The organism is Caulobacter sp. SL161, from assembly GCF_026672375.1.
Lineage (GTDB): Bacteria > Pseudomonadota > Alphaproteobacteria > Caulobacterales > Caulobacteraceae > Caulobacter.
On sequence record NZ_JAPPRA010000001.1, the window covers coordinates 1,128,966 to 1,152,715 of the forward strand.

13 protein-coding genes are annotated in these 23,750 nt (G+C 68.2%); 8 read left to right on the forward strand and 5 right to left on the reverse strand.

Annotated features, from left to right (window positions below; genetic code table 11):
• Positions 1 to 250 precede the first annotated feature (250 nt).
• The 5 genes from OVA11_RS05725 to OVA11_RS05745 all read left to right on the forward strand — a co-directional run bounded on the left by OVA11_RS05725 (position 251) and on the right by OVA11_RS05745 (position 10,455).
• Complete coding sequence (locus tag OVA11_RS05725) at positions 251 to 3,022, forward strand: TonB-dependent receptor (RefSeq protein WP_268068900.1); 2,772 nt, start codon at positions 251 to 253, stop codon at positions 3,020 to 3,022.
• Between the two features lie 139 nt (positions 3,023 to 3,161).
• Positions 3,162 to 5,474, forward strand: coding sequence for an alpha-N-acetylglucosaminidase (locus OVA11_RS05730; protein WP_268066573.1), 2,313 nt, complete (start codon positions 3,162 to 3,164; stop codon positions 5,472 to 5,474).
• Positions 5,471 to 6,589 carry an acyltransferase family protein gene (locus OVA11_RS05735; RefSeq protein ID WP_268066574.1) on the forward strand — a complete coding sequence of 373 codons (1,119 nt, stop codon included), beginning with the start codon at positions 5,471 to 5,473 and terminating at the stop codon, positions 6,587 to 6,589. Before OVA11_RS05730 ends, OVA11_RS05735 begins: the two co-directional genes overlap by 4 nt.
• A gap of 8 nt (positions 6,590 to 6,597) precedes the next feature.
• Positions 6,598 to 7,842 (forward strand): histidine-type phosphatase, encoded by a 1,245-nt coding sequence (locus tag OVA11_RS05740; RefSeq protein WP_268066575.1) that lies wholly within the window; start codon positions 6,598 to 6,600, stop codon positions 7,840 to 7,842.
• Positions 7,843 to 7,917: 75 nt separating this feature from the next.
• Positions 7,918 to 10,455, forward strand: coding sequence for a glycosyl hydrolase 115 family protein (locus OVA11_RS05745; protein ID WP_268068901.1), 2,538 nt, complete (start codon positions 7,918 to 7,920; stop codon positions 10,453 to 10,455).
• 62 nt (positions 10,456 to 10,517) lie between these two features.
• On the opposite strand, the gene OVA11_RS05750 is transcribed toward OVA11_RS05745, so the two are convergent.
• From OVA11_RS05750 to OVA11_RS05760, 3 genes are read right to left on the reverse strand one after another with little or no spacing between them, the layout of a single operon-like run.
• Positions 10,518 to 12,521, reverse strand: a complete 2,004-nt coding sequence (locus OVA11_RS05750) for a DNA/RNA non-specific endonuclease (protein WP_268066576.1) — start codon at positions 12,519 to 12,521, stop codon at positions 10,518 to 10,520.
• Entirely contained in the window at positions 12,518 to 15,598 is a 3,081-nt protein-coding gene (locus tag OVA11_RS05755; protein ID WP_268066577.1) for an ATP-binding protein, read from the reverse strand. The genes OVA11_RS05750 and OVA11_RS05755 overlap by 4 nt, the downstream gene beginning before the upstream one ends.
• A complete protein-coding gene (locus OVA11_RS05760) occupies positions 15,595 to 17,373 on the reverse strand; it encodes a trypsin-like serine peptidase (RefSeq protein ID WP_268066578.1) in 1,779 nt (592 codons plus the stop codon). The genes OVA11_RS05755 and OVA11_RS05760 overlap by 4 nt, the downstream gene beginning before the upstream one ends.
• A 136-nt stretch (positions 17,374 to 17,509) precedes the next feature.
• On the opposite strand from OVA11_RS05760, the gene OVA11_RS05765 reads away from it, so the two are divergent.
• Entirely contained in the window at positions 17,510 to 18,067 is a 558-nt protein-coding gene (locus tag OVA11_RS05765) for a DUF1353 domain-containing protein (protein ID WP_024265566.1), read from the forward strand.
• Between the two features lie 80 nt (positions 18,068 to 18,147).
• On the opposite strand, the gene OVA11_RS05770 is transcribed toward OVA11_RS05765, so the two are convergent.
• Positions 18,148 to 19,515, reverse strand: a complete 1,368-nt coding sequence (locus OVA11_RS05770; protein ID WP_268066579.1) for a hypothetical protein — start codon at positions 19,513 to 19,515, stop codon at positions 18,148 to 18,150.
• Positions 19,516 to 19,633: 118 nt separating this feature from the next.
• Here OVA11_RS05770 and OVA11_RS05775 point away from each other — a divergent pair, with 118 nt between their 5' ends.
• Positions 19,634 to 20,689, forward strand: coding sequence for a hypothetical protein (locus OVA11_RS05775; protein WP_268066580.1), 1,056 nt, complete (start codon positions 19,634 to 19,636; stop codon positions 20,687 to 20,689).
• A 35-nt stretch (positions 20,690 to 20,724) separates the two neighbouring features.
• Here the strand turns inward: OVA11_RS05775 and OVA11_RS05780 are convergent, their stop codons facing one another.
• A complete protein-coding gene (locus tag OVA11_RS05780) occupies positions 20,725 to 22,167 on the reverse strand; it encodes a LytR/AlgR family response regulator transcription factor (RefSeq protein WP_268066581.1) in 1,443 nt (480 codons plus the stop codon).
• A gap of 76 nt (positions 22,168 to 22,243) precedes the next feature.
• On the opposite strand from OVA11_RS05780, the gene OVA11_RS05785 reads away from it, so the two are divergent.
• Positions 22,244 to 23,740, forward strand: coding sequence for an alpha/beta hydrolase (locus OVA11_RS05785; RefSeq protein ID WP_268066582.1), 1,497 nt, complete (start codon positions 22,244 to 22,246; stop codon positions 23,738 to 23,740).
• Positions 23,741 to 23,750: the final 10 nt, after the last annotated feature.

Here is a 23,750-nt window from a genome sequence, read left to right on the forward strand (position 1 = left end):
TGGACTTCAGGCTCCGGATGACTCTTAAGGAGGCATCACAATGGTATTATCCGAACGGGCGCTGATCGGCGCTTGTAGAGCGGATAAGTATCTGAATAAAAAATATAAAATGGAGGAAAGGATCGGCTCTCCGCTTGAGCCGAAGTCAGGTGGCGCCCAATGTCTGGTCGCCTCTTAAAAAGTGAAAAAAATAAGTGGCTTAAGGCTTTGCGACGACAACGTCGCAGCCCTTATCGTTCGGCCAAGAGTTCTGAAAAAGGTACTCGAATGGTCTGCATCATGCTTGCAATGCGCGACGTCGCCGCAGTCCGTCTTCGCGCCGCTTAGTCAAGGGGGAATACAAAAGATGACCAATACCAAGACCACTGCGACCGCTGGTCGCCGCAAGGCTTTCGTGATCGCGCTGTTGAGCGGCGCCTGCTTCGCCGAGGCCGCGCTCGCCCAGTCGACGCCGGCGCCGGCCGCGGACCAGGCCGCCGTTGACGAAGTGATCGTCACGGCCTTCCGCAAGAGCTTGGCGACCGCCCTGGAAGTGAAGCGCAAGGACGTCCGCGTCTCCGACGGCATCTCGTCGGAAGACATCGGCAAGTTCCCGTCGGAAAACATCGCGGAAGCCATCCAGCGCATTCCGGGCGTCCAGATCTCGGCCATCAACGGCCGCGGCTCGACGATCAGCATCCGGGGTCTGGGCCCGCAGTACGCCCTGACCACCGTGAACGGTCAGGCCTTCAAGAGCTCGAACTTCACCGACGGCTTCCGCTACGACGTCATTCAGACCGAGCTGGCGTCCGGCATCCAGGTCTACAAGTCGCCGACGGCCGACATGGACGCAGGCGGCCTCGCCGGCACGGTGAACATCGACACCGTCCATCCCTTCGACGTGAAGGGCCGCCAGATCATCGTGGCGGGCAAGCTGCAGCAGCAGGAACTCATCGGCGGCAACCCGACCGGTAAGTACGGCCTGACCTATGTCGATCACTTCCTGGACGGCAAGCTGGGTGTCTTCCTGGGCGGCGGCTATCAGGAGCTGAAGGACCGCGGCGACTATCTGTGGATGGACCGCTGGACCGTCAGCAACAACGTCTACACCCCGGCCCGCCTGCGCTATCGCCGCATCGACCGCGAAACCAAGCGCAGCATGATCAACGGCGCGGTCCAGTGGAAGCCGACTGACCACCTGCAGATGGACCTCATCGGCACCTACGCCGAGGACAAGACCACCCAGAACATTCACCAGCAGGTCTTCCTGTTCACCACGCCTTCGGCCTCGAACGTCGTGCCGATCACGGTGGCGAACGGCACCTCCACCAAGGTGCAGGTGAACAACTTCCGGCTGGAGAACAACCAACAGTACGAGAACCGTCCGCAGTCGACCAGCGCCCTGACGACGAAGCTCCACTACACCGGCCTCGAAAAATGGGACTTCAAGGCCGTCGCGCACTATTCGCGCGGCAACGCCAAGCATAACGAAGAAGCTGCGGTTCTGGGGATCAACATCCCGAGCGCCACGGTGGATATCGCCGATCCGAAGAACGTCATCTTCACGACGTCTACGGCGCTGACGAACACCGCGCAGTACGCCCCCACCACCCTGATCCGGAACACCTATCCGACCGGCGCCTTCCGCACGGTCGGCTCGCACGAGAGCGCCGCGCAGTTCGACGCCAAGCGTTATCTCGACTGGGGCATCCTGGAGTCGGTGCAGGTCGGCGCCAAGACGCGCAGCGAGGTGCTCAAGCGCTACGTGATCCGCAAGGACAACCAGGTTGTCCCGGCGTCCTTCTCGCCGACCATGGCCAACAGCGGCATCGCGGTGACCAACTTCCTTGACGGCCAGATGACCCTGCCGGACGCCTGGGTGTCGCCGAACCTCGACGCCTATCGGGAAGCGCTCAAGGCTCAGGGCATTTCGGTGTACGAGGGCTTCGACCCGCTGGGCAGCTATCGCGTCGAGCGCGACCTGACCTCGGTCTATGCGATGGCCAACCTGCGCGGGGAAGTGCTGTCGAAGACGTTCCGCGGCAATATCGGCGTGCGTAACGAAAGCACCGATCAGACGATCAAGGGCTATGTCGGCGGTTCGGCCAATCCTCAGAACACCGAGGTCCGGCTGGTGGCGGGCAACTACACCGCCAAGAAGTCGTACGACAACCTGCTGCCGTCGGCCAATCTGAGCGTCGATCTGACCGACAACCTGCTGCTGCGCGTGGCCGCCGCCAAGGTGCTGGTGCGTCCGATCATCGACTCCAGCAACCAGCTGGCCCGGACGATGACCAGCGCCACCGACACGACGGGCCGCCGCATCTTCACGATCTCGTCGGGCCAGGGCAACCTCAACCCGATGACCGCCAACCAGCTCGATCTGACGCTGGAGTGGTACTATGGCCAGGGCAATGGTCTGAGCGCCGGCTACTTCTCCAAGAAGGTCAAGAACGGCGTCTTCAGCCAGCTCACCTGCCCCACGAGCTATGAGTCCGTCGCGCTGTCGCGGGACTCCAGCGGCGTCTGCGTCGCGGCCAACGGTGACAACTACATGATCACCGAAAGCTTCAACGACTCGCGCGTCGTCGACATCCATGGCTACGAAGTGAACTGGCAGCAGTCGCTCGACGCCTGGCTGCCGATCGAAGGCTTTGGCCTGATCGCCAACTACACCCACGTCACCCCGGCCAAGTCGACCACCGGCTTCCGTCTGGCCAACCTGTCGGAGCACACCGCCAACGGCACCGTCTACTGGGAAAACCAGAAGTTCAGCGCCCGTCTGTCGGCCAACTACCGCAGCGCCTATGACCAGACTTCGGTGGAAAGCTTCTTCGCCGGTCCGCTGGGTCACACGATCAAGGCGCGCACTCAGCTGGATCTGAACCTGGGTTACAACTTCAATGAGCGTCTGAGCTTCGCCTTCGCGGCGATGAACATCAACAACGCCCAGGAAGAGGCCTACCTGATCAACGCCAGCCGTTGGCAGGAGACCGCGGTCACCGGTCCCAGCTACTTCCTGTCGTTCCAATACAAGATGTAACGCGTTCGACGCGGCGCTCGTCCTTCCTCCCCTGAGCGCTGCGTCTTTTCCTGCCTCGCCCGTCGGACGGGCGAGGCTCCTCCTGGCGCCCGCCGCACGCGATCTCCTAGGCGGCGGGCGCGCCTTTTCGTAGATCCTGATGCCGATGAAAGCTCTTCTGAACCGACGTCAGGCGCTAAGCCTCGCCGCTGCGGCGCTCGTGGCGCCCCCCGCCCTGGCCGCAAGCTCCACTGACGGCGCCGCCGCTGCGCGCGCCAGCCTCAAGCGGCTCTTCGGACGCCGATTGGCCGGAGCCCATCTGACCGTCTCGCCGGGCGCGGAGCGCTCCTGGTACGCCATCGCCGGCAAGGGCGGCTCTCTTTCCATTTCCGGCGACAGCCCCGTGGCCCTGGTCCGCGGCGCCTACGCCCATCTGCGCCAGGCGGGTCTGGCGCATGTCAGCTGGGAGGGCGACCGGGTCGTCCAGGCCGGCGCTGTTCCGGCGGGCGCGGGCGCGCGCGTCGAGACGCCGTTCCGCCATCGCGCCTATCTGAACACCTGCACCTATGGCTACACGACCCCCTGGTGGGGCTGGGGCCGCTGGACGCGCGAGATCGACTGGATGGCCGCGCATGGGATCGACATGCCGTTGGCCATGGAAGGTCAGGAGTATGTCTGGCGCGCGCTGTGGCGTGAGTTCGGCCTGAGCGAGGCCGAGCTGGCCGACTACTTCTCAGGTCCCGCCTTCACGCCCTGGCACCGGATGGGCAACATCGAGGGCTACAAGGCGCCTCTGCCGACCGCCTGGATCGACAAGAAGAAGGACCTGCAGGTCAAGATTCTGGGTCGTATGCGGTCGCTGGGCATGACCCCGATCCTGCCGGCGTTCGGCGGCTATGTGCCCAAGGCCTTCGCCGCGAAGAACCCGAAGGCGCGCATCTATCGCATGCGGCCCTGGGAAGGCTTCCACGAGACCTACTGGCTGGATCCGGCCGATCCTCTGTTCGCCAAGATCGCCGGCCGCTTCCTGGCGCTCTACACCGAGACCTTCGGGGCTGGGACCTACTATCTGGCCGACTCGTTCAACGAGATGCTGCCGCCGATCAACGCCGACGGCGCGGACGCCCGTGACGCGGCCTATGGCGACGGAACCGCCAACACCGCCGTGACCAAGACCAAGGTCGAGGTCGACCCGGCCCTCAAGGCCCAGCGCCTGGCCGCCTATGGCAAGGCGATCTACGACTCGATCCGCCAGACGCGGCCCGACGCGGTCTGGGTGATGCAAGGCTGGCTGTTCGGGGCGGACTCCCACTTCTGGGATCCGGCGGCGATCTCGGCCTATCTGAGCCTGGTGCCCGACGACAAGCTGATGATCCTCGATATCGGCAACGATCGCTATCCGAACGTCTGGAAGAACGCCAAGGCGTTCGGCGGAAAGCCCTGGATCTACGGCTACGTCCACAACTACGGGGGCAGCAATCCGGTCTACGGGGATCTCGGCTTCTATCGCCAGGACATCCCGGCCATCGCGGCAAATCCCGACGCCCGCAAGCTGGCCGGCTTTGGCATGTTCCCCGAGGGGCTGCACAACAACTCGATCGTCTATGAGGCGGTCTACGACCTGGCCTGGAGCGAGGGTCAGGCGTCGCTGCCCGCCTGGCTGTCGCGCTACGCCCGCGCGCGCTACGGCAAGACCTCGCCGGCGCTGGATGCGGCGCTGGGCCAGCTGATCGAGGCGGCGTTCTCGACCCGCTACTGGTCGCCGCGCTGGTGGAAGAGCAAGGCCGGCGCCTATCTCTTCTTCAAGCGTCCCACCGCGACGGTCGGCGACTTCCCGCAGCATCCGGGCGACCGCGCCAAGCTGGAGGCGGCCGTCAAGGCGCTGACCGCCCTGGCCCCCGCCTACGCCAAGGAGCCGCTGTTCGTCCTGGACCTGACCGACGCGACACGCCATCTCGCGACGATGCGGATCGACGACCTGCTGCAGGTCGCCGTCGCCGCCTACCGCCGAGGCGATGTCGCCGCCGGCGACGCGGCGCGGGTCGAGATCGAGGCGCTGGCGCTGTCGATCGACAAGCTGCTGGGCGTGCAACCCGACACCCTGGCGACCTGGATCGACGAGGCCCGCGCCTATGGCGACACGCCCGCCGACGCCCAGGCCTATGTGACCAACGCCAAGGCTCAGGTCACCATCTGGGGCGGCGAGGGCAACCTCAACGACTATGCCTCCAAGGCCTGGCAAGGGCTGTACCGCGGGTTCTACCTGCCGCGCTGGTCGCGCTTCCTTGACGCGCTGAAGGCCGCCGGGACCGGGGCTTTCGATGAGGCCGCCGTGACCCGCGAGGGCGTGGCCTGGGAACGCGCCTGGGTCGAGGCCGAGGTCGCCTATCGCCGCGAGAAGCCCGCCGACCCGATCGGCGAGATCAAGGTCCTGATCGCCCATCTCGATCGGGTCGGGGAGAAGACGCCATGAGCCAGCCGGCTACGCGCTTTCTGTCCCTGGACGTGTTCCGGGGGCTGACGGTCTTTCTGATGATCGTCGTCAATACGGCGGGGCCTGGGGCCAAGGCCTACACCCAGCTGGTCCATGCGCCGTGGTTCGGCTTCACGGCCGCCGACGCGGTGTTTCCGTCGTTCCTGTTCGCTGTCGGTTGCTCGATGGCCTTCGCGTTCTCGAAGCCGATCCCGCTGAACGACTTCACGGTGAAGGTGCTGCGCCGTGCTGCGCTGATCTTCCTGCTCGGCTTCCTGATGTACTGGTTCCCGTTCGTGAAGAAGGTCGACGGCGCCTGGGCCTTGATCCCGTTCTCGGACACCCGGGTGATGGGCGTGCTGCAGCGGATCGCGCTGTGCTACCTGCTGGCCGCCTTCGCCGTGCGCTGGCTATCGCCGCGTCTGATTGTGGCGCTCTGCGCGGTCCTGCTGCTGGGCTACTGGGCGATCCTGATGGCGTTCGGCGATCCGGCCGCGCCGCTGTCCAAGCTGGGCAACGCCGGCACGCGTCTGGACCTGTTCCTGATCGGTCAGAACCATCTCTATCGCAAGGACGGCGGCTTCGATCCGGAAGGGCTGCTGGGCACGCTGCCGTCGACGGTGAATGTGCTGGCCGGCTACCTGGCCGCGCGCTTCCTGAAGGAGAACCCCGGCTCAAGCCAGGCGATGGGCCGGATGGCGATCGCGGGTGTTGTGCTGATCCTCGCAGGCCTGATCTGGAGCCCGCTCTTCCCGATCGCCAAGAAGCTGTGGACCAGCAGCTTCGTGCTGCTGACGGTCGGTATCGACCTCATCCTGCTGGCGGGCCTGGCCAAGGTTCTGGAGGGCAAGGCGTCCAATCCGGCGACCTATTTCTTCCAGGTGTTTGGTCTCAATCCCTTGGTGCTCTACCTGTTCTCGGAGCTCTTCGTGGTCGTGCTGGGCATGATTGAGGTCGCGCCGGGCGTGGGGATCTACGAGTGGGTCGGCGTCAACCTGTTCCAGGTCGTAGCGCCTGGAGCGTTCGGATCGCTGCTGTGCGCGCTCGCCTACACGCTGGTCTGCTGGCTGCTGGGCTATGTCATGGCGCGGCGCGGCGTCGTGGTGAAGCTCTAGGAGCCGGCATGCGCCTGTCCCTCCGCATCGCCGTTGGGGCCCTTGCCCTGGCGTCGGCCGGCGCCGCGTCGGCCGAGACGCTGGAAAAGGTCGTCATCCTCAGCCGTCACGGCGTCCGTGCGGCCATGTCCAGTCCGGAGCGGTTGGAGGAAACCTCCGCCCGGCCCTGGCCCCGCTTCGAGGTTCCGGCGGGACACCTGACGGCGAGGGGCGAGACGCTGGTCGCGCGGATGGGCGACTATTATCGCCAACACTACGCCGCCCAGGGGCTGTTGAAGCCGTCGGACTGCGCATCCGTCTACGCCTGGGCCAATGTCACCCAGCGCACCATCGCCACGGCCAAGGCCTATGCCGGGTCTCTGGCGCCGGGATGTCCGGTCACCGTCAATACGGTGGGCGAGGGCAACATCGACCCGATGTTCGAGCCGGTGAAGGCCGGGATCGTGAAGGCCGACCACGCCCTGGCCCGCGCCGCCGTCGCTGGTCGGGTCGGCGGCGATCTGGCCGCCTGGAGCGCCAGTCACAACCCGGAGGCCGAGCAACTCGACGCCCTCCTGATGCAGTGTGACCAGGGTCCGTGTCCGCCAGCGCCGGGTAAGCGCCGCGTGTTCGACGCCAAGCCCGGCTTTGTCGACGGCGAGGAGCTGGCTGGCCTTTCGGGGCCGGAAGCCTTCGCCTCGGGCGTCACCGAGAGCCTGCTGATGGCCTGGGCTGATGGCCGCGACTTCGCGGGTCTGGGCTGGAAGGGGCTGGACGAAGAGGCGCTGACCCGGTCGTTCTTCCTGCATCAGGCCGAGTTCGATCTGCGTCTGCGCACGCCCTATGTAGCCCGGACCCTGGCCGGCCATCTGGCCGATCGGCTGGCGGCCACCCTCCAGGACGGCGCGGCCGCGATCGGTCCCGCCGACGCCAAGCTGGTGATCATCGCCGGCCACGACGGCACCCTGGCGTCGCTGGGGGGGCTGCTGCGAATGGAGTGGGCCTTGCCGGGCTATCAACCCAACCAGATTCAGCCGGGCGGGGCTCTCGTGTTCGAGCGCTGGCGGCGCGATGACGGCGTGCGCGTGGTCCGTGTTCGCTTCACCGGGCAAAGCCTTTCCCAACTGCGGAAAATGACTGCGCTGGACGCCAAGACCCCGCCGCTGTCCGCGCCCGTGTTCATGCAAGGCTGCGGCACGGCGGCCCCGGCCTTTGATTGCCGGCTGGAAGACTTCGAGACGGTCGTCCGGGGCGCGACGCGCACGGACGGCTAAACAACGTCGCCCAGGACATGGGCGCGGCGGCGGCGCTGTTGGGTGTCGCCCATAGGGAGTGTGGTGATGAAGTGGATGCATGTCGCGGCGGTCTTCGCGCTCGCCTTGGCCTCCTCGGCCGTTCCAGCCCGTGAGGTCTGGGCCGCCGGCGCCCCAAGCCGCGCCCCAAGCCGCGCCATCGCCGAAACCGCGCCGATCTTCGCGGACGCGCCCGTACGCGGCGGGTTCCAGCTCGTCGGCGCGGGCGTGGTTCCGACCCTCGTGGTCGATCCGGTCGATGCGGCCGTCGTGCGGCATGCCGCCCAGGACCTGTCCGATGACATCCAGACGGTCACCGGCCAGCGCTCGGCGGTCGTAGCTACGCCCGCCGGCAAGACGGCGATCTTCATCGGGACGCTGGGCCAGAGCCCGCTCATCGACCAGCTGGTCGCCGCCAAGCGCCTCGACGTCTCCAAGCTCAAGGGCGCCTGGGAAAGCTTCATCATCGCCTCTGTCGACCGTCCCGCGCCCGGTGTCGACAAGGCCCTGGTGGTGATCGGCAGCGACCGGCGCGGGGCGGCCTTCGGCGTCTATGAGGTGGCGCAAGCCATGGGCGTCTCGCCCTGGGCCTGGTGGGCCGATGTCACGCCCCAGCGCCGCGAGGCGCTGTTCGTGCGCGCGGGCGTGCATCGCTTCGGTCCGCCGTCGGTCCGCTATCGCGGGATCTTCGTCAATGACGAGGACTGGGGCCTCTATCCGTGGGCGGTGAAGACCTTCGATCCCGAGCGCGGCGACATCGGTCCCAAGACCTATCGCAAGATCTTCACCCTGCTGCTGCGCCTGAAGGCCAACACCCTGTGGCCGGCCATGCACCACACGACCGCGCCGTTCAATTCCGATCCGGCCAACGCCAAGCTGGCCGAAGAGTACGCCATCGTCATGGGCTCGTCCCACGCCGAGGCCATGCTGCGCAACAATGTCGGCGAGTGGAAGGACGACCCGGCCAGGTTCAACTACGCGACCAATCCCGAGGGCGTGAAGGCCTATTGGGAAGAGAGGGCCAAGACCAATGCGGGCTTCGAGAGCCTGTGGACAGTCGGCATGCGCGGCATTCACGACACCGGCATGGTGGGACCCAAGACCACCGAGGAAAAGGTCGCCCTGCTGGACAAGATCATCGCCGACCAGCGCGAGATCCTGGCTAAGAACGTGAACGCCGACGTGGCCAAGATCCCGCAGATCTTCGTGCCCTACAAGGAAGTGCTCGGCATCTACCGCGCGGGGGTGAAGGTTCCCGACGACGTCACCATCGTCTGGCCCGACGACAATTTCGGCTACATCCGCCAGTTCGCCAGCGCCGAGGAGGCCGCGCGCAAGGGCGGGGCGGGGGTCTATTATCACCTCTCGTATCTGGGCTATCCGCTGTCCTACATGTGGCTCTCGACGACGCCGCCGGCCCTGGTGCAGGAGGAGATGATCCACGCCTGGGACAAGGGCGCGCGCAACGTCTGGATCGCCAATGTCGGCGACATCAAGCCGGCCGAGATCGGGACCGGCCACTTCCTGGAGATGGCCTGGGACATCGATCGCTGGCGCGGCAAGAGCCAGAAGCAGTTTCTGAGCGACTGGACGGCCCGCAATCTGGGACCCGCGCTTGCGACCAAGACCGCCGATCTTCTGGACCGCTACTATCGCCTGAACTTCGAACGCCGGCCTGAGCACCTGGAATGGCCGCCCGTGGCCGAGAACCGGCATCTGTCCAGCTACACCCCCAAGGAGGTCAGTGCGCGCCTGCGGGCCTTCCGGACCCTGGTCGCCGAGACCAAGGCGACCAGCCAGCAGGTTCCGCCGACGCTGCAGGACGCCTGGTTCGAGCTGGTGGAGTTTCCGATCCGCATCTCGGCGGCCGCCAATATGCGGTTCTTCGCGGCCGAGCGGTACAACGCGCTGATCGACGGCCAGCAGGCCATGGCGCGCTCCGCCGGCGGCGCGGCGGTCGAGGCCCAGGCCGAGATCACCGCCCTGACCGATCGGTTCCACAACCAGATCGCCGGCGGCAAGTGGCGCTGGTTCATGCCCGAGGAGCCTGCCGACAGCCAATGGCGCATCTATCGCGCCCGACCCATCCCGCTGCCGGGCGCGGCGCTGACCGCCGATCCCGCCGCCTTCCTGGCCGAGGTCGACGGCACGCTCTCGGCCGGATCACCCGTCTTCGAGGCCGAGGCCTTCAAGGCCAATCGCGGCTGGCGGTTTGTCGAGGGCGTCGGACGCGGCGACGGTGTGATGATTGCTGACGCCGCCGGCGCCGACCTGACCCTGGAGGTCGAGGTGAAGACAGAAGGGCGCAGCCTGCGGATCGGCGTGCTGCCGATCTTCCCCGACGGTCAGGGCGGCGAGATCGCCCTGGACGTCAGCATCAACGGACAGGCTCCGCAGCGCGTGAGCTGGCCGCGCGCCGTGGGCTCGCCCGCCTGGGCCCAGGGTGTGCTGGACAACCAGCTGACCGCGACCGTCGGGGCCCCTCTGCCGCCCGGCAAGCATGTGGTCCGGGTGACCTCGCGCGCGGGCCGGGTCGCCGTCGACCAGCTGCGACTGGTGGCGCCCGAGGTCATCGCCGTCCACGAGAACCACTGACGCGACCGAACGAAGGGGGCCCATGCTGAGCGCCCGGGTCCCCTTCGCGACGCGCCGATCCGTCAGAGCACCAGATCGGCGGCGGTCTCCAGCGGCACGAACACAGGCTCGTCCTGGGCGATCGCTTCCGATCCCGCCTTGGTGGCGGCCAGGGGATCGTAGTTGCGCAGATCGTGGAAGTTCATGCCGGTGGCGGCCTCCAGATCCCGGATCGCCACCTGGAAGGTGCGATAGGCGCCCAGGCGGAAGCCCTCCAACGCCTCGCTGCGCTGACGGTCCTCCAGCAACTTTCGGATCAGGTGCCCCTGGCTCAGCACATAGGCCGTGGCGTGCAGGGTGTCTTGGCCATCCTCGGTCTTTGCGGTCATCACCGCGACCTTCCAGAATTCGAGCGGAACGCGGACATCGCCCTCCTCGGGCAGATACTCGTAGTCGCCGTTCAGGATCGGCCCCGTGAAGACGCAGGCCTTGAAACCCTCGGTCCGGCTGTTGTCCAGGATGTAGTTCTCAAGACCCTGCCAGAGGCTCTTGCCCTGGTTCAGCAGCGCGTGCTGCGGCGCGGCGTTGGTGTAGTGGAAGGTGTCGAAGTTGGCCTCGATCGCATCGTCGCCCCAGTTGGGATCCTCGCGACGGACCATGTGGCCGCGATCGATGGCCTGATCGCCATAGTGCTTGGCGGTGTACTGGCAGGCCGGGTCGATGCGCGCGTCCACGAACCACTTGTCTTCGCCGCGCTTGATGCGGACAGCCCGCTTGCCGTCGATATTGACCGCTGTGGCGGCCGGCAGCTTCAGGTCCTGCGAGAACAGCACGCCAAAGTGAGTGTAGCGCAGCTCGTGAGGGCGGCCGGGCAGCGCGTCGACCGGCTTGGCCAGCCCTGCGGCGATCTCGGGCGCCAGGGTCGGCCAGGGGACGGGCGGCGTCGTCTCGCCCAGGAAGCCGGGGACATAGCCGTTGCGATCCTTCAGGTCGTCGGCCGTGTGCAGGCCGTCCTTGGCTTCGACAAAGGTCTCCTGCAACACCGCGCCGGCCACCGTCGTGCGCGAGCCGAACACCAGGCGACGCAGGGTGGCGGCCGAAACGGCGCTATTGGCGATCCCATATTGGCCGGCGAAGTGCAGACCCACGGCCACGCGGCGCTCGAGGCTGAGCAGCACCGAGCCGGAGTTGCCGCCCAGCGAGGTGCAATCGTGGCTGATGACGCCGCCCGAGTCCGCAGCGCGGGTCACACGCCCGGGCGCGAACCGCTTCACGTCGTAGAGGCCTCGGAAGTACCGCTCCATCGCCGTCACGTCGTTGCGCGTATCGTAGGCGGGATAGCCGATTAGAGCCACCAGCTCGTCCAGGCCGGCCTCCTCGTCGGCCAGGATGGGGATGCTGTCGGGCCAGATCCAGGCGGCGTTGAGCGGACGCTTGACGCGCAGCAGCGCGACATCGGCCCCGGTGTCGTCGGCCAGGTACTCGACGGCCGTGGCCGAGGCGTTGCGCGCATCGGTGACCCGGGCGTCGACCTCCTCGTTGAAGTCGATGCTCGCGCCATAGCGAGCGCCGCTGTAGGGCGAGCGCAGGAACACGCCCCGGCCGTCGGCGCTGCGCTTGGCGACCAGCTTGGCGACGTGGCGGTTGGTGACGACCAGGGCGTCATCGGCGCCGCTGTCCACGACCCAGCCCGTTCCGCCCCAGGCCATCTCATGGTTCACGAACTCGATCCGGCCCACCGAGGCGAGGGCGGGTTCGACGGCCTTGATCTGGCCGGTGATGGTGATGGGAAACTCTTCCAGCAGCGGCGGCTCGATGACGACCGCATCGTTGCGCACGATCAGCGGCGGTCGGCCCGTCAGCCGGATGATCGCCTCCAGCGCCATGGGGTTCACGCCGACGCTTTCGAGCTTGCCGGGGCCGGCGTCCAAAGCGCGGGCCAGGGTCTCGGCGTCGAGAACAGCCGAGCGCAGGCCGAGCGCTCGCACGCTTTCCCCGCCATCCCTGGCCAGGCGTTCGGCGGCCTTGCCCAGACGCGGCAGCAGACTTTCCAGCCGGCTGCGGCTCTCTTCCATCTTGTCGCTCATGATCGAAGCATCCCTTCGGGTTCGATAGCCAGGATCGCCAGGGGGGGGACGAAGGCGGCGGGGATCCAGCGCCGCAGGAATTGCCAAGCCGCGCGCGAGGCCGCCTCGCGCGGCGCCGCCTCGGGCTGTTTCGCCAACTCGGCTCGCACCGCGTCGAGCTTGGCTGACCGGAGCACCCGCGCGACGCCGGCGTCGTCACCGGCCCAGCCGACCAGCTGCGCGCGCGCCGCGTCGATGGGCGCAGGGGCTTCGAACAGGGTCGCCAGACGGTTTTCGATCACCACATCCAGGCGCGTCGGCGCGCCGCGCCAGCCGGGGGAACGCCGCGCGTAGCGCCAGCGGCCGGCGGCGGCGGCGCGCCAGCGCTCGGCGCTGCGACCGATCAGGCGCAGGTCCGGATCGCGCAGCAGCAGGCCGGCCGCCGAAAGCCATTCGGCGGTGAAGCCCAGCGCCGACAGGGCGCTTGCCGGATTGGCGCCGTCGAGACGCCCGGACGCGGCCTCGGGCAGCGCCGCCAGTTGATGTCGCAGCAGCCGCAAGAGCCCGCCGCCCCGGTCGCGCGGCAGCAGGCCTTCGGCAAGATCCCCGTAGGGCGAGAGGATGGCCAGGGTCATGGCGTCGTCCGGGCGGGACGGGGCGGCGAGGGAGGATCCGCCGCCCCCGGCGATGCGCTGGCGTCGCTCGTGCGCGGTGGCCAGCGCACGGTTCAGGCCTTCCTGGGGCGCATCCGGCGTCCACATCGCCAGCACCGCCGCAGGCGGATTGGCGCGGTCGCCGAAGAGGCGTTCGGGATCCAGCGCGAACGCCAGCGCGCCAAAGCCCAGATGGTTTCTGGAGGAGCGGATCAACCGGGCCGCGCGCGCGGGCCGATCCTCGCCGTCTTGCCGGAACCAGCCATGCAGATCGGCGAAGTTGAACTCGGCCTGCATTTCGAGGCGGACCAGGGTCGCTTCGGGCCAGGTGTCGAAAAGCGCGTGGTCCCAGGGCAAGGTCCAGGCGCGCTCGGCCGCCAGGCGCCGCGCCTCGGTCCAGCGACCGGTGCGCCACAGCAGGGTCAGGGCCACGTCGGCGGTCGGGCTGGTCGGATCCAGGGCGGCGGGGCGCAAGACGCGCTCATAGAAATGGCTCGCCTCGGCCAAGTCGCCCTTGCTGATCAGCATGCGCAGTTCGTTGGCCGCAGCGGGCGAGACTTCGCCGGAGGGGAGGGGCGCGTCGCCGCGCCCCTCATAGCTGCGCTCGCCCCGCGCCCGCAGCAGAGCGTCGCGGGCCGCCTCGGGGAGCTCTTCGAGATCGGCGGACTGGAAGGCGACCCCCGCCGCCAGGTTCATCCCTTTCAGCGCGTCCGGTCCCGCCCAACGCGTCGCCTGCAGGCGGTGGTAGAGGCTCTCGGCGCCCGCCCACGGCTCGGGCCGTTCGGCGAACCAGCGCGCCGCGCGGCGGTGCAACGCCCCAGCGCGGCGCGTGTGTTCATCATAGAGCTTGCCGGCCAGCCGCCGCCGAAGGTCGGCCTGGGGCGTGAGCCAGCCCTCCGTCTCTCCGGCGATCAGCCAGGTCTGGTCCTTGAGCTCGGTCCACAGCGCCGCAGCCGCGCCGGGGCTGAGGCGTTCGCCAAGCACGACCGGCGCCATCACCGCGCCCAGCAACTCGCTGTTGAGGCGGCGAAACAGGGGGATGAAGCGCGCCAGCTTGGCGTGGCGCCCACCCAGGCGCGCTTCCAGGCTGCGATAGAGGGTGATGGTCGCGCCGCCCTTGCCGGTGAGGCCGGCTTGGCCCTCATCGCGGGCGAGCGTGGCCAACAGGCGGAGCTGCAGCGGATCACCCTCGGCCAGGTCGATGACCTGGGTCCACAAGGCGGGCGGGACGTCGGCGGCGCTCAGCAGCCTTTCCGCCTCAGCGTTAGTCAGGCGATCCAGGTCCAGGGTTTCGGCCACCCGGTCAGCCACCGGCTCCAGCGCCCGCCCTCGGCCGGCGGCGACCACGACCAGCGGAACAAGAACCGCCCGCGCCAGCTGGTCCAGCCAGTCGAACAATTGGCGAGGATGGGTTTCGCCTCGCCCGCGCAGCACCTCCAGGGTGTCCAGAACCATGATCAGCCGGCGCCCGGCGCTTTGCAGCTGGACCGCCAGCGCCTGGATCAGCGCATAGGGTATCCCGCTGCGGCCGCCGCCCTTCAGCTGGACCTCCTGGGTGGTGATCGCCTCCAGGCGCGCCTGGCGCAGATCGGCCGCAGCGCCGGGCAACTGGCTGGCGACCTGCCGCGCGACCTCCACGCTCAGGCCCAGCTGGTCCAGGACATCGAGACTGGCGCGATCAAAGTCCAGCCGCACCACGACGGTCTCGACGCCTTGTTGCGCCACCTGTCGCAAGACGTGCTCCAGCAGCGTCGATTTGCCGATCGCAGGCAGGCCGCTGACATACAGCGCCCGGACGCCGATAGGGTCCTGGTCCGGATTGCGGATCCAGTCGGTCAGGGTTTCCACCGCCCGCTCGCGGCCCTGGAAGCCGTCCGCCAGCAGCAGCTCGCCCCGGCGCGCCTGGTCGGTGCGGTTCAGGGCGGCCTGGAGACGCGCCAGCAGGGCGTCTGCAGGCGCCAAGACCCCGCTCCATTCCAGGGCGGTCGCCAGCCGTCGGAGTTCGGGTCCGGCGGCCGCCTCTTGCGCCTCGATCCTTTCAAGCCTCCGCGCCATGGCCTTGGGCGAGAACGCTCCCTTGCCCAGCAGCGCATCCAGCAGGTCGGCGGTGGCCGGGTCCGCGCCCAGATCGCGCCGCCAGTCGATGGCCTTCCGCAGGCTCCCCTCATCGTTCAGGCGCTTGAGATCCCAGGCGCGTTCGCTGGCGCGCAGCAGCCAGTCGCCGGTCGCGGAGACGTCGCAGACCGCGTCCAGGGCCGAGGAAACCGTGATCGCCAGGTCGATCGGCTCGACCGCGCCGGCGGCGCGCAACGCCTCGACCGGGGCGAACGGTCCCGATAGCGCGGCGTAGCGCCGGGCCAGCGTGATGAAGCCCTCAGCTTCGGCCTTCATCCCCGTCAATGACGGGGCGCTGACGTCCAGATCGGGCAGGGGCGTTTCGCTCATCGACCCGCCTCCTGCGTGTTACGCCAATCGACCAGGCGCTCCGTCAGCCGGGCCGCGACCTCGACGCTGTGGGCGAGGTCGACATAGTCGTTCTGCGAGGGGATGCCGGCCAGCGCCGCATTGAGAATGAAGTCGACCCCAGGATCGCCCAGCGCCAGTCCCAGCGCCTCGTCCGCGCGGAGGATCAGCGTCCTGACCTCCTGTCGCGAGAAGCGGCCGACATACTCGATGACCAGGCCCGGCGCGCCTGCGGCCGTGGCGGCCTCCGCATCGGAGAACTCGTCGCCGCCGGGTGTGCTGATGGTCTCGAAGCCCGCGATCACCAACCGCAGCGCGGGCTGTTTCAGGGCCGCGCTGACGAAGGCCTCGAAAGCCATCCGCTCGCTGTCGATCAATCCCGCCGCCGGGTTCTCGAAGAAGACCCACAAAAGCCGGTCGGGGCCGCTGGCCTGGATCGCCTGGTCCAGGGCCAGCGCCAGTCTCCGGGCCTGATCGCCCACCGCCGCCTCGGGCGTGGTGTCGCCGGCGCGCATGCCGAAGGGGACGTCCTCGGCGGGGAGTTGAAGGCCCGCGTCGAGGGCCTTCTGGCGGATCGCGCCCAGAAGGTCCTGTTGAGCCTGATCGAAGCCGATGCGGATCAAGACGTGTCGCGACCGATCGCGGTCCAGCATCGTCTTCAGCAGCGTCGCTGAGAACGACAGGCCCGTCGTGCCGGCCGACGGGTTCATACGCAGCACCCGCAGGCCCCGGACCCTCGCGCCGGGGCGCGAAGCCTCCGCCAGGCCCTCGAAGAAGAGGTCACGGCCAATCACCAACGGGCCCCGCAGATCATCGGTGAGCGACCACAGGAAGCTCGGCGCGATATCGGCCCGCACCTGGGTCACGAGCGGTTCGTGAAAGCGGGCCAGCGGGACCAGCCGGCGAGCGGGCGGCCAACGTCCCTGGTGAATGCCGATCAGTTCGTAGCGGGTGTTGAGGCAGGCCGCGCCCGAGGAGCCGCCGGCGCTGTCGCTGTCGTGCTGGACGCGAGCCTGAATGCCGTTGATGGGCGTCACATGGCCCATCCCCCAGCCTCTGGAGTGACCGTCCGGGAAGTCCAGCACGAACAGGCCGGCCCGTCTGCGCAGAGGGGGCGGCGCGTCCGGCACGCGCAGAAACTTGAAGCGCATGCCTTCGGGACGGCGGAGCTTCAGCAGAGCGACGTCATGCCGGTCGGCGAACGCCGCGTCATTGGCCGGAAAGTGGCTGGCGAACTCCTCGGACGTGCAGGGCGACAAATAGCGTTGCACGTCGCTGACGCTGTATCGGAAGCCGTCCGCCAGGATCACGCTGATCTTCTCGCGGACGGGATCCACCGTGTCGGGGCCTCCGCTCGCGATCACATGCCAAGCGGTGAGAACGAGGCTGGGCCCGATCAGGCAGCCCGACCCGCTGATGTGGTCGCCCCGCACGATGCGGCAGGCCGCCTTGCCGATACGCTCCAGGGCGCTGGGGTTCTGGATCCGCTGATCCTCGGGCGCGGCTTCGGGTTCCAGAACCGGACCGCACGCGACTCCGCGCGCGGCGAGCGCCAGCGCATAGGCCTCCAGCAGTTGGCGCTTCTCGAGCTGCAAGGCCAGAACCCCTTCGACCGACATGCCATGGTGTTGCGCCACGGGCTTGGCGGCCTCCAGGGTTACGGGCGCCTGATCGCCAAACTGGAGGGCCAGCAGCGCCTCTTCCGCGCGCACCGGGTCGGCCCGAATGGCGGCTTCGATGTCCTGTTTGCTGACCATCGCACCCCCCCCAAGTTCGAGATTGAGCTTTAAGTCTAGATGATCCAACTATGAATTGTTTGTGGCGGTCGGCGCGCGCGGGCCTGGCCAGATCAGCCCTCGGTAAGAACCGAAGCCCAGATCGAGGAGACAGGTGATGCCGTTCGTACCCCTCAGTCCGTCGTCCGCAGGAGGCGAAGAAGCCCTTTCGCCCATGATGCCGCTGCCGCTGGTGGTCGCTGTGCTGGACAGCGAGGACGAGAAGGAGGGGCGGACCTGCGCGATCGTGGCCTTTGGCTTTCGCTACATCCATCCCGCCTCGGGCGCGCAGGTCGATGTGCCGGAGGGCTATGTGACGGATTTCGCCTCGATCCCCGCCCCCGTGCGCGGCCTCTTCCCGCCGTTTGGCCGGCACGCCAAGGCCGCGGTGCTGCACGACTGGCTGTACCTGATCGGCGAGCCCGGACAGCGCGCCTTCGCCGACCGCATCTTCCTCGACGCGATGGATGATCTGCGGGTCAGCCTGGTTCGGCGCTCGATCATGCACCGGGCCGTTCGCCTGGCGGGCGGTGGGGCCTACGCCAAGGAGGCGTCGACCTGGGCGCGCGCGTTCGGAAACTGGCGCACGGGGGACCGGCACACGCCGCCGTTCACAGCGGAGAGCCGCTATCAGGCCCATTGGCCGGTTCCGCCACGCCCGGATTTCCGGCCCTAGATCAGCGGAGCTGATCACGCGGGTCTGGGGACGGTGATCGACGCTGACGAGGCGGAGCATGGGCGCGCGCCGGGTCAGGGTCACAGCGTTATGGTGATATCGCCGCTGTCGGCCAGGGCCTTGATCATCAGCGCCGCGCCGCACTGCTTGGAGATCGCCTCGGGATCGTAGACGTGATCGCGGACGAACTTGCCCTTCAGGTAGTGCGTCGAGAAGCTCCACAGATAGGGCGTGTTGATGCCCTGACGGCGCGATCCGAAGCCGTTGTAGCGCTCCAGGCGATACAGCGTGGCGGGAAGGCTCCAGTCCACAAGACCGGTCAGCTGTTGGCGGGTCAGGGCGTCGAGCGCGCTCTGCTCCCACGTGAAGGGCGGCGACCCTGTCGCGGGCCGTCCGGCGGGAACCCTGACCGTGCGCGCCGACAGCGGGTCGCCGTTGTGCAGATGGGTGGTGAAGTCGAAGCTGCCCTCCAGGGCGTGGATGGCGCCGATCACGAACCAGGGAATCTGCGTCTGCTGGGCCAGGGGCTCGTAGCGCGACTTGAACGCCAGCAACTTCTTGCGATGCCACGCCACCTGGCCCGCCCATTCGGGGCGCGTCTGGCACGTCTGGAAGAGGCGGCGATACTCGTCGGCCAGCGCCTCGAGCGTGAAGGTCTCGGCCGCCGTCGGCGGAGTCTGGGGCTCCGGCGCAGGGCGGGTCAGGGTCAGATAGCGACTCAGCAGGATCGAGGCCTGGTCGGCCACCGCCTGATCGGGGCTATCCTTCAGGTCGGTCAGCCTTTGCAGCAACGGGGTCAGCTGGGTCAGCTGGTCTGCGGCGGCCGCGATCGCGGCGATCTCCACCTCGGGCCCGGCGCTGGTCAGCGCCACGGGCGGCGGCAGTGCGGTGACGCTGGAGAGCGCCCAGGGCCTTGGATCATCGTAGAGGGCCTTGATCGGCTGGACCGAGATATGGACGTGATGATCGTGCGGATTCTTGCCGCCATAGGGACGCCACGCCCAGGCCGCCTGGCCATCGCGCGGTTCGCTCGCACAGATCCGCCGGTTCCAGATGATGTACTTGATCCGGCTGTCGCGGCTGGCCCTGAGGGCCTCGGCGATCACGCCGGCGTCGCAGCCGGTCTGGGGGCTATGCGTGAAGTCGCGGGCGGTGACGATCCCCTTGCCGCCGTCCGTGACCCAGGGATTGTGGTCGCTGGCGCGCGTGCGATGCGCCGCGTCGCCGATGCCGCCGTCGCTGATGGTGTTGCGGTCGGGGGCCAGAGCGTTGATCCGCCGCCGCAGAACCTCGAGCGCCTCGGCCACCCGCCACGGCGGCGCGACGCCCTCCAGCCCCGCTGGCGCCAGAGACTCCTCCCCCACATCGGCCGACGCGGCGTCTGGATCGGCATGGACGTCTTCGCAGAGGTCGACCGCCTGGTGGATGGTGGCTTCGATGTCCGTCATGCGTCCCGCTCGTGAATGGCCGCAACCATGACAAGAATGTGTCTGGAATAATCGGCTTGATTTCATAGCCGCTGGCGCGCCAAAGTGAAATAGCAACGTTCTTTGAATTGGGGCCGCAATGACCAGTTTTCGCGTGTTGGGCGACAAGGTCGTCACGAAGTCGGAATATCTGGACGATCTGCGGACCAACCCGGATCGACCGTCCGCCTTCGAGGGCCAGTTCCTGGAGGAGGTCGTGCCGCCGCCGCAGGTCACGCAGTTCAGGCCGATCGGCATGGGCCTGCCCCTGACCATCCTGATTCGCGAGGTCTATACCGGCAAACACCCCAAGAAGGGCGTGCTGGGCGGGGGCGGCAAGGCGATGCTGGTCACCTCGGCGCTGAAGGGCTACGCCAGCTACGCGCCGGCCAGCCGGGCGGTGAACTTCGCCGAGCCGTCGATCTCGCCGCGCAAGACGATGATGGCGCCGTCGGCCGCCAATGCGGGCACTAACGTGGTGGCCTATTCGCCGGCGGTTCTGACCGAGCAGATGTTCTTCACCGTGGAGATGGCGTTCGATCGCTATCCCGAGGGCCTGTTGAACACGGTCTCGTCCGCCTTCACGGGCGCGGCCAACATTCCGCTGCTGTTGCCGGCGCGCGAATTCCTGCTGGCGGCGGGGGGGCTGATCAAGATCACCAACGAGTGGGCCGAAGCCCTCATCGACGGCCGCGCCGTGTTCAGCATGACCGACACCATCGACTTCGACGTCCCGGGCGTCGCGCCGACCAAGGCCGATTTCCGTGTGTTCGGATCCGACGCCCACCGCGATCTGATCTACAAGCCGGGCGTCGGCCTCGTGAGCAGCACAGGCACGCGTTACGACGGCGATGAGCCCTATGTCGTGGTCAGCCTCGACGGCGCCGAGCGCAAGTCGCTGGAGTCCTTTGCGCCGACCCTGGCCACCGCCGAACAGCTCAAGAAATTCCTCAACGCCCGCGACGGAACCGAGGCGTCGATCGAGTTCTTGCTGGAAGGGATCAAGCTGGCCAACGACATCACCTACCGCAAGGAGGCTCAGGAGCTTGCCGAGCAGCTCAAGACCGAGCCCGACGGCCCGGCCAAGGAGGCCAAGACCAAGCGCTTGGAGGCGGTGAAGAAGAACATCCTGAGCAAGGAGCTGCAGCTGACCTGACAGTGGCTGCGCCGTGACCGACGGGAAGGTCGGGATCACCCGCCGCCGGCCGCCGTCTCCCCAGGAACAGGATCGGCCAGGGCTTCGCGCACGGCGGGCTGGCGCGAGCGGCTGACCGGCAGGGGCGGGCCCTCGTTCAGATGCAGTCGCCAGCGATCGCCGTCCCGTTCCAGCCGCTGCGCGTGCGTCAGATTGGCGATGACCGACCGGTGCACCCGCAGGAAGCTGGCCGGCAATTGGGTCGTCAGGGCGTCCAGACGGGCGGCGTGCAGCAGGCTGCGTCCTCCGACCAGCCGCAGCTCGACATAGTCGTCGGCCCCGACCACGGACAGGATCTCGGCCAAGGGCACAAGCTCGACGCCGCGCGCCGAAGCCACGGTCAGACGGTCGGGGCGGCGGACGGCCTGGGTCAGGGCGGCTTCGCGGCCCCGGTCGTCACGGCCCAGCCGAACCACCTCGACCATCAGCAACGGCAGAACCAGCCCGGCGGCGAGCAGGAAATAGGAGAGATCGGCGAGCCATTCGGGGAAGGCGAGCGCCAGGGTCAGGAACAGCGCCAGATAGGCCAAGGTCAGCCGCGCGCCCGGCCGCCTGTCGCGCACGCCGACCAGCGCCGGCAAGACGGCCAGCGCCACGCCCACGATCAGAGCCGACACCGTCTTGATGTCGAAGCCGGGCGCGAAGGCGGTGGCTGTAACCGCGACCAAGGCCACGCCGACCATCCGCCGGCTCGCCCGCGGCATGAAGCGGGTGGCGACATAGCCGACCAGCAGCACCGCGAAGGCGGCGGCCAGCGCCCAGATGGCGCTCATCCGCCAAGCGTGCAGCGGATAGGGGTAGTTGAACAGCGGCCGCAAGCTCTCGACGATGGCCTGCAGGGCGGCGACGGCGGCCATGGCGGCGAGGGCCAGGCTGGAGCCGGTGCGGCGCAGGGCGTGGATGACGCCGAACCCGAACGCCGCCGCCAGCAGGGCGCCGGTCGCCACGAAGGTGACCGCCAGCAGCGTGGCGCGCTGCGGATAGGGGGAGGGCAGGACGGCCATGGCGCTCATGGGGCCGGCGAACCTGAGCCCCCCGTGGAAGGACGACAGGCGCAGAACCACGACGTTCGCGCCGGGGCGCCAGGTCGTCTCGCGGATCGGAAACACCGCCTGATAGCGTCCGGGGATCTCGTCCCCCGCGGTCGCGCCAGGACGGCCATTGGCCCCGAGGCTCTGGCCGTTGAGCCAGACCTCGGAAGAGGCGACACCCGCCACATAGTAGGCGTACGGCCGGTCGTCCTTGGGCGCGGCGATCGTCGAACGGATCCACAGCTCCCGACCCTGGGGATCGACCACGCCCTGGATCGCCCGGCAGTCGCTCAGCACGGGTCCATCCGGTCCGATGGCGCCCCGGCAGGCCTGCCACGGCGAATCTTGCGCACGGGCCAGGGTTGCGAAAGCCATCATCAGGCCGGTGAGAAGCAGGAGTCGCCACATGTCACCCCTTCTAGGGCGCCGTTCGCCGAGATGCGCCGTCATTCGCCGATGACAGGGCGCCATTGACCGAAGCGGCGTGGCGAAGGGCGCGGCCAAGGTCTTGGGTGTCGCCATGACCTACACATCGCTTCATCGCCGCGCCCTGCTCGCCGCCGCCGGTCTCGCCGTTCCGGCCCTGGCCCTTCCGACCCTGGCGTTCGCTCAGACCTCCGCGCCGACGCAGGCCGGTCCCTTCCGCTTCAAGGGTTTCCAGGGCCGCGACACCGACGCCGAGCGCGGCTTCTTCGAGGTCCCCGAGGACCGCCGCGATCCCAGGTCGCGGAAGATCCGGCTCAGCTATGTGCGGTTCGCCTCGACGGCGGCCAAGCCGGGACCGCCGATCGTCTATCTGGCCGGAGGGCCGGGCGGCCTGGCCACACGCGCGCTGGCCGGACCGCGTTTTCCGATCATGATGGCCCTGCGCGAGGTGGCCGATGTCATCGCCTTCGACCAGCGGGGCACGGGCCTGTCCAACCACATTCCCGAGCGGCCTGTCTCGAAGGGGCCGCCGCCGGCGTTCACCCAGGCGGGACTGACCGCCTATTTCCGCGAGGACTTCCAGAACGCCTGGGCCGACTGGACCAAGGCGGGCGTCGCCATGACCGGCTACAACACCGAACAGAACGCCGACGACATCGACGATCTTCGACGCCACCTGGGCGCGGACAAGGTCGATCTCTGGGGCATCAGCTATGGCACGCACCTGGCGCTGAGCATACTCAAGCGACACGGCGACCGGGTGAGCCGCGTGGCCCTGGCCAGCCTTGAGGGACAGGACCAGACGGTCAAGCGCCCGGCGGCGGTCGACACCCTGCTGCGCCAGGTGGATGGCCTTCTGGCGGCCGATCCCGCCGTCCGCGCGGCGATCCCTGACCTGCCCGCCCTCATGCGCCGGGTGCACGCCAAGCTGGAAGCCGCGCCCGTGGCGATCACCGCCACCCTGAACGGCGCGCCCGTGAGATTGCGGATCGGGGGCTTCGCCATCCAGCTGATGACGGGCGGCCTGATCGCCAATCCCCAGACCCTGGTCATGCTGCCAGGGCTGTATCTGGCGCTCGACGCCGGCAGGACCGAGGTGCTGATGCGGTTCGCGAATGAGTTCGCCAACCTGCTGGGGATCGCCGGCATGCCCGAAGCCATGGATCTGGCGTCGGGAATCTCGCCGCGCCGCTTGGCCCAGGTGCGGCGCGAGGCCAAAACCGCTGTGCTGGGCGAGGCGCTCAACTTCCCGATGCCGCAGTTGCTGGGCGTGGTCCCGGGCGTCGACCTGGGCGAGGATTTCCGCGCGCCGCTGCGCATCGACCATCCGGCCCTGCTGCTGGCCGGCACGCTGGACGGCCGCACGCCGATGTCGGAGCAGGACGAGGTGGCGGCGCAGTTCCGCCGCAAGTCCCGGGTGATCGTCGAGAACGCCGGCCACAACGTCTTTGAGGCCCACCCCGAGGTCCAGGACCTGCTGGTTCGCTTCTTCCGTGGCGAGGCCGTTTCCGACACCCGCCTCAGCCTGCCGCCGCCGCGGTTCAGCCTAGCGTAGCGGACCTGGC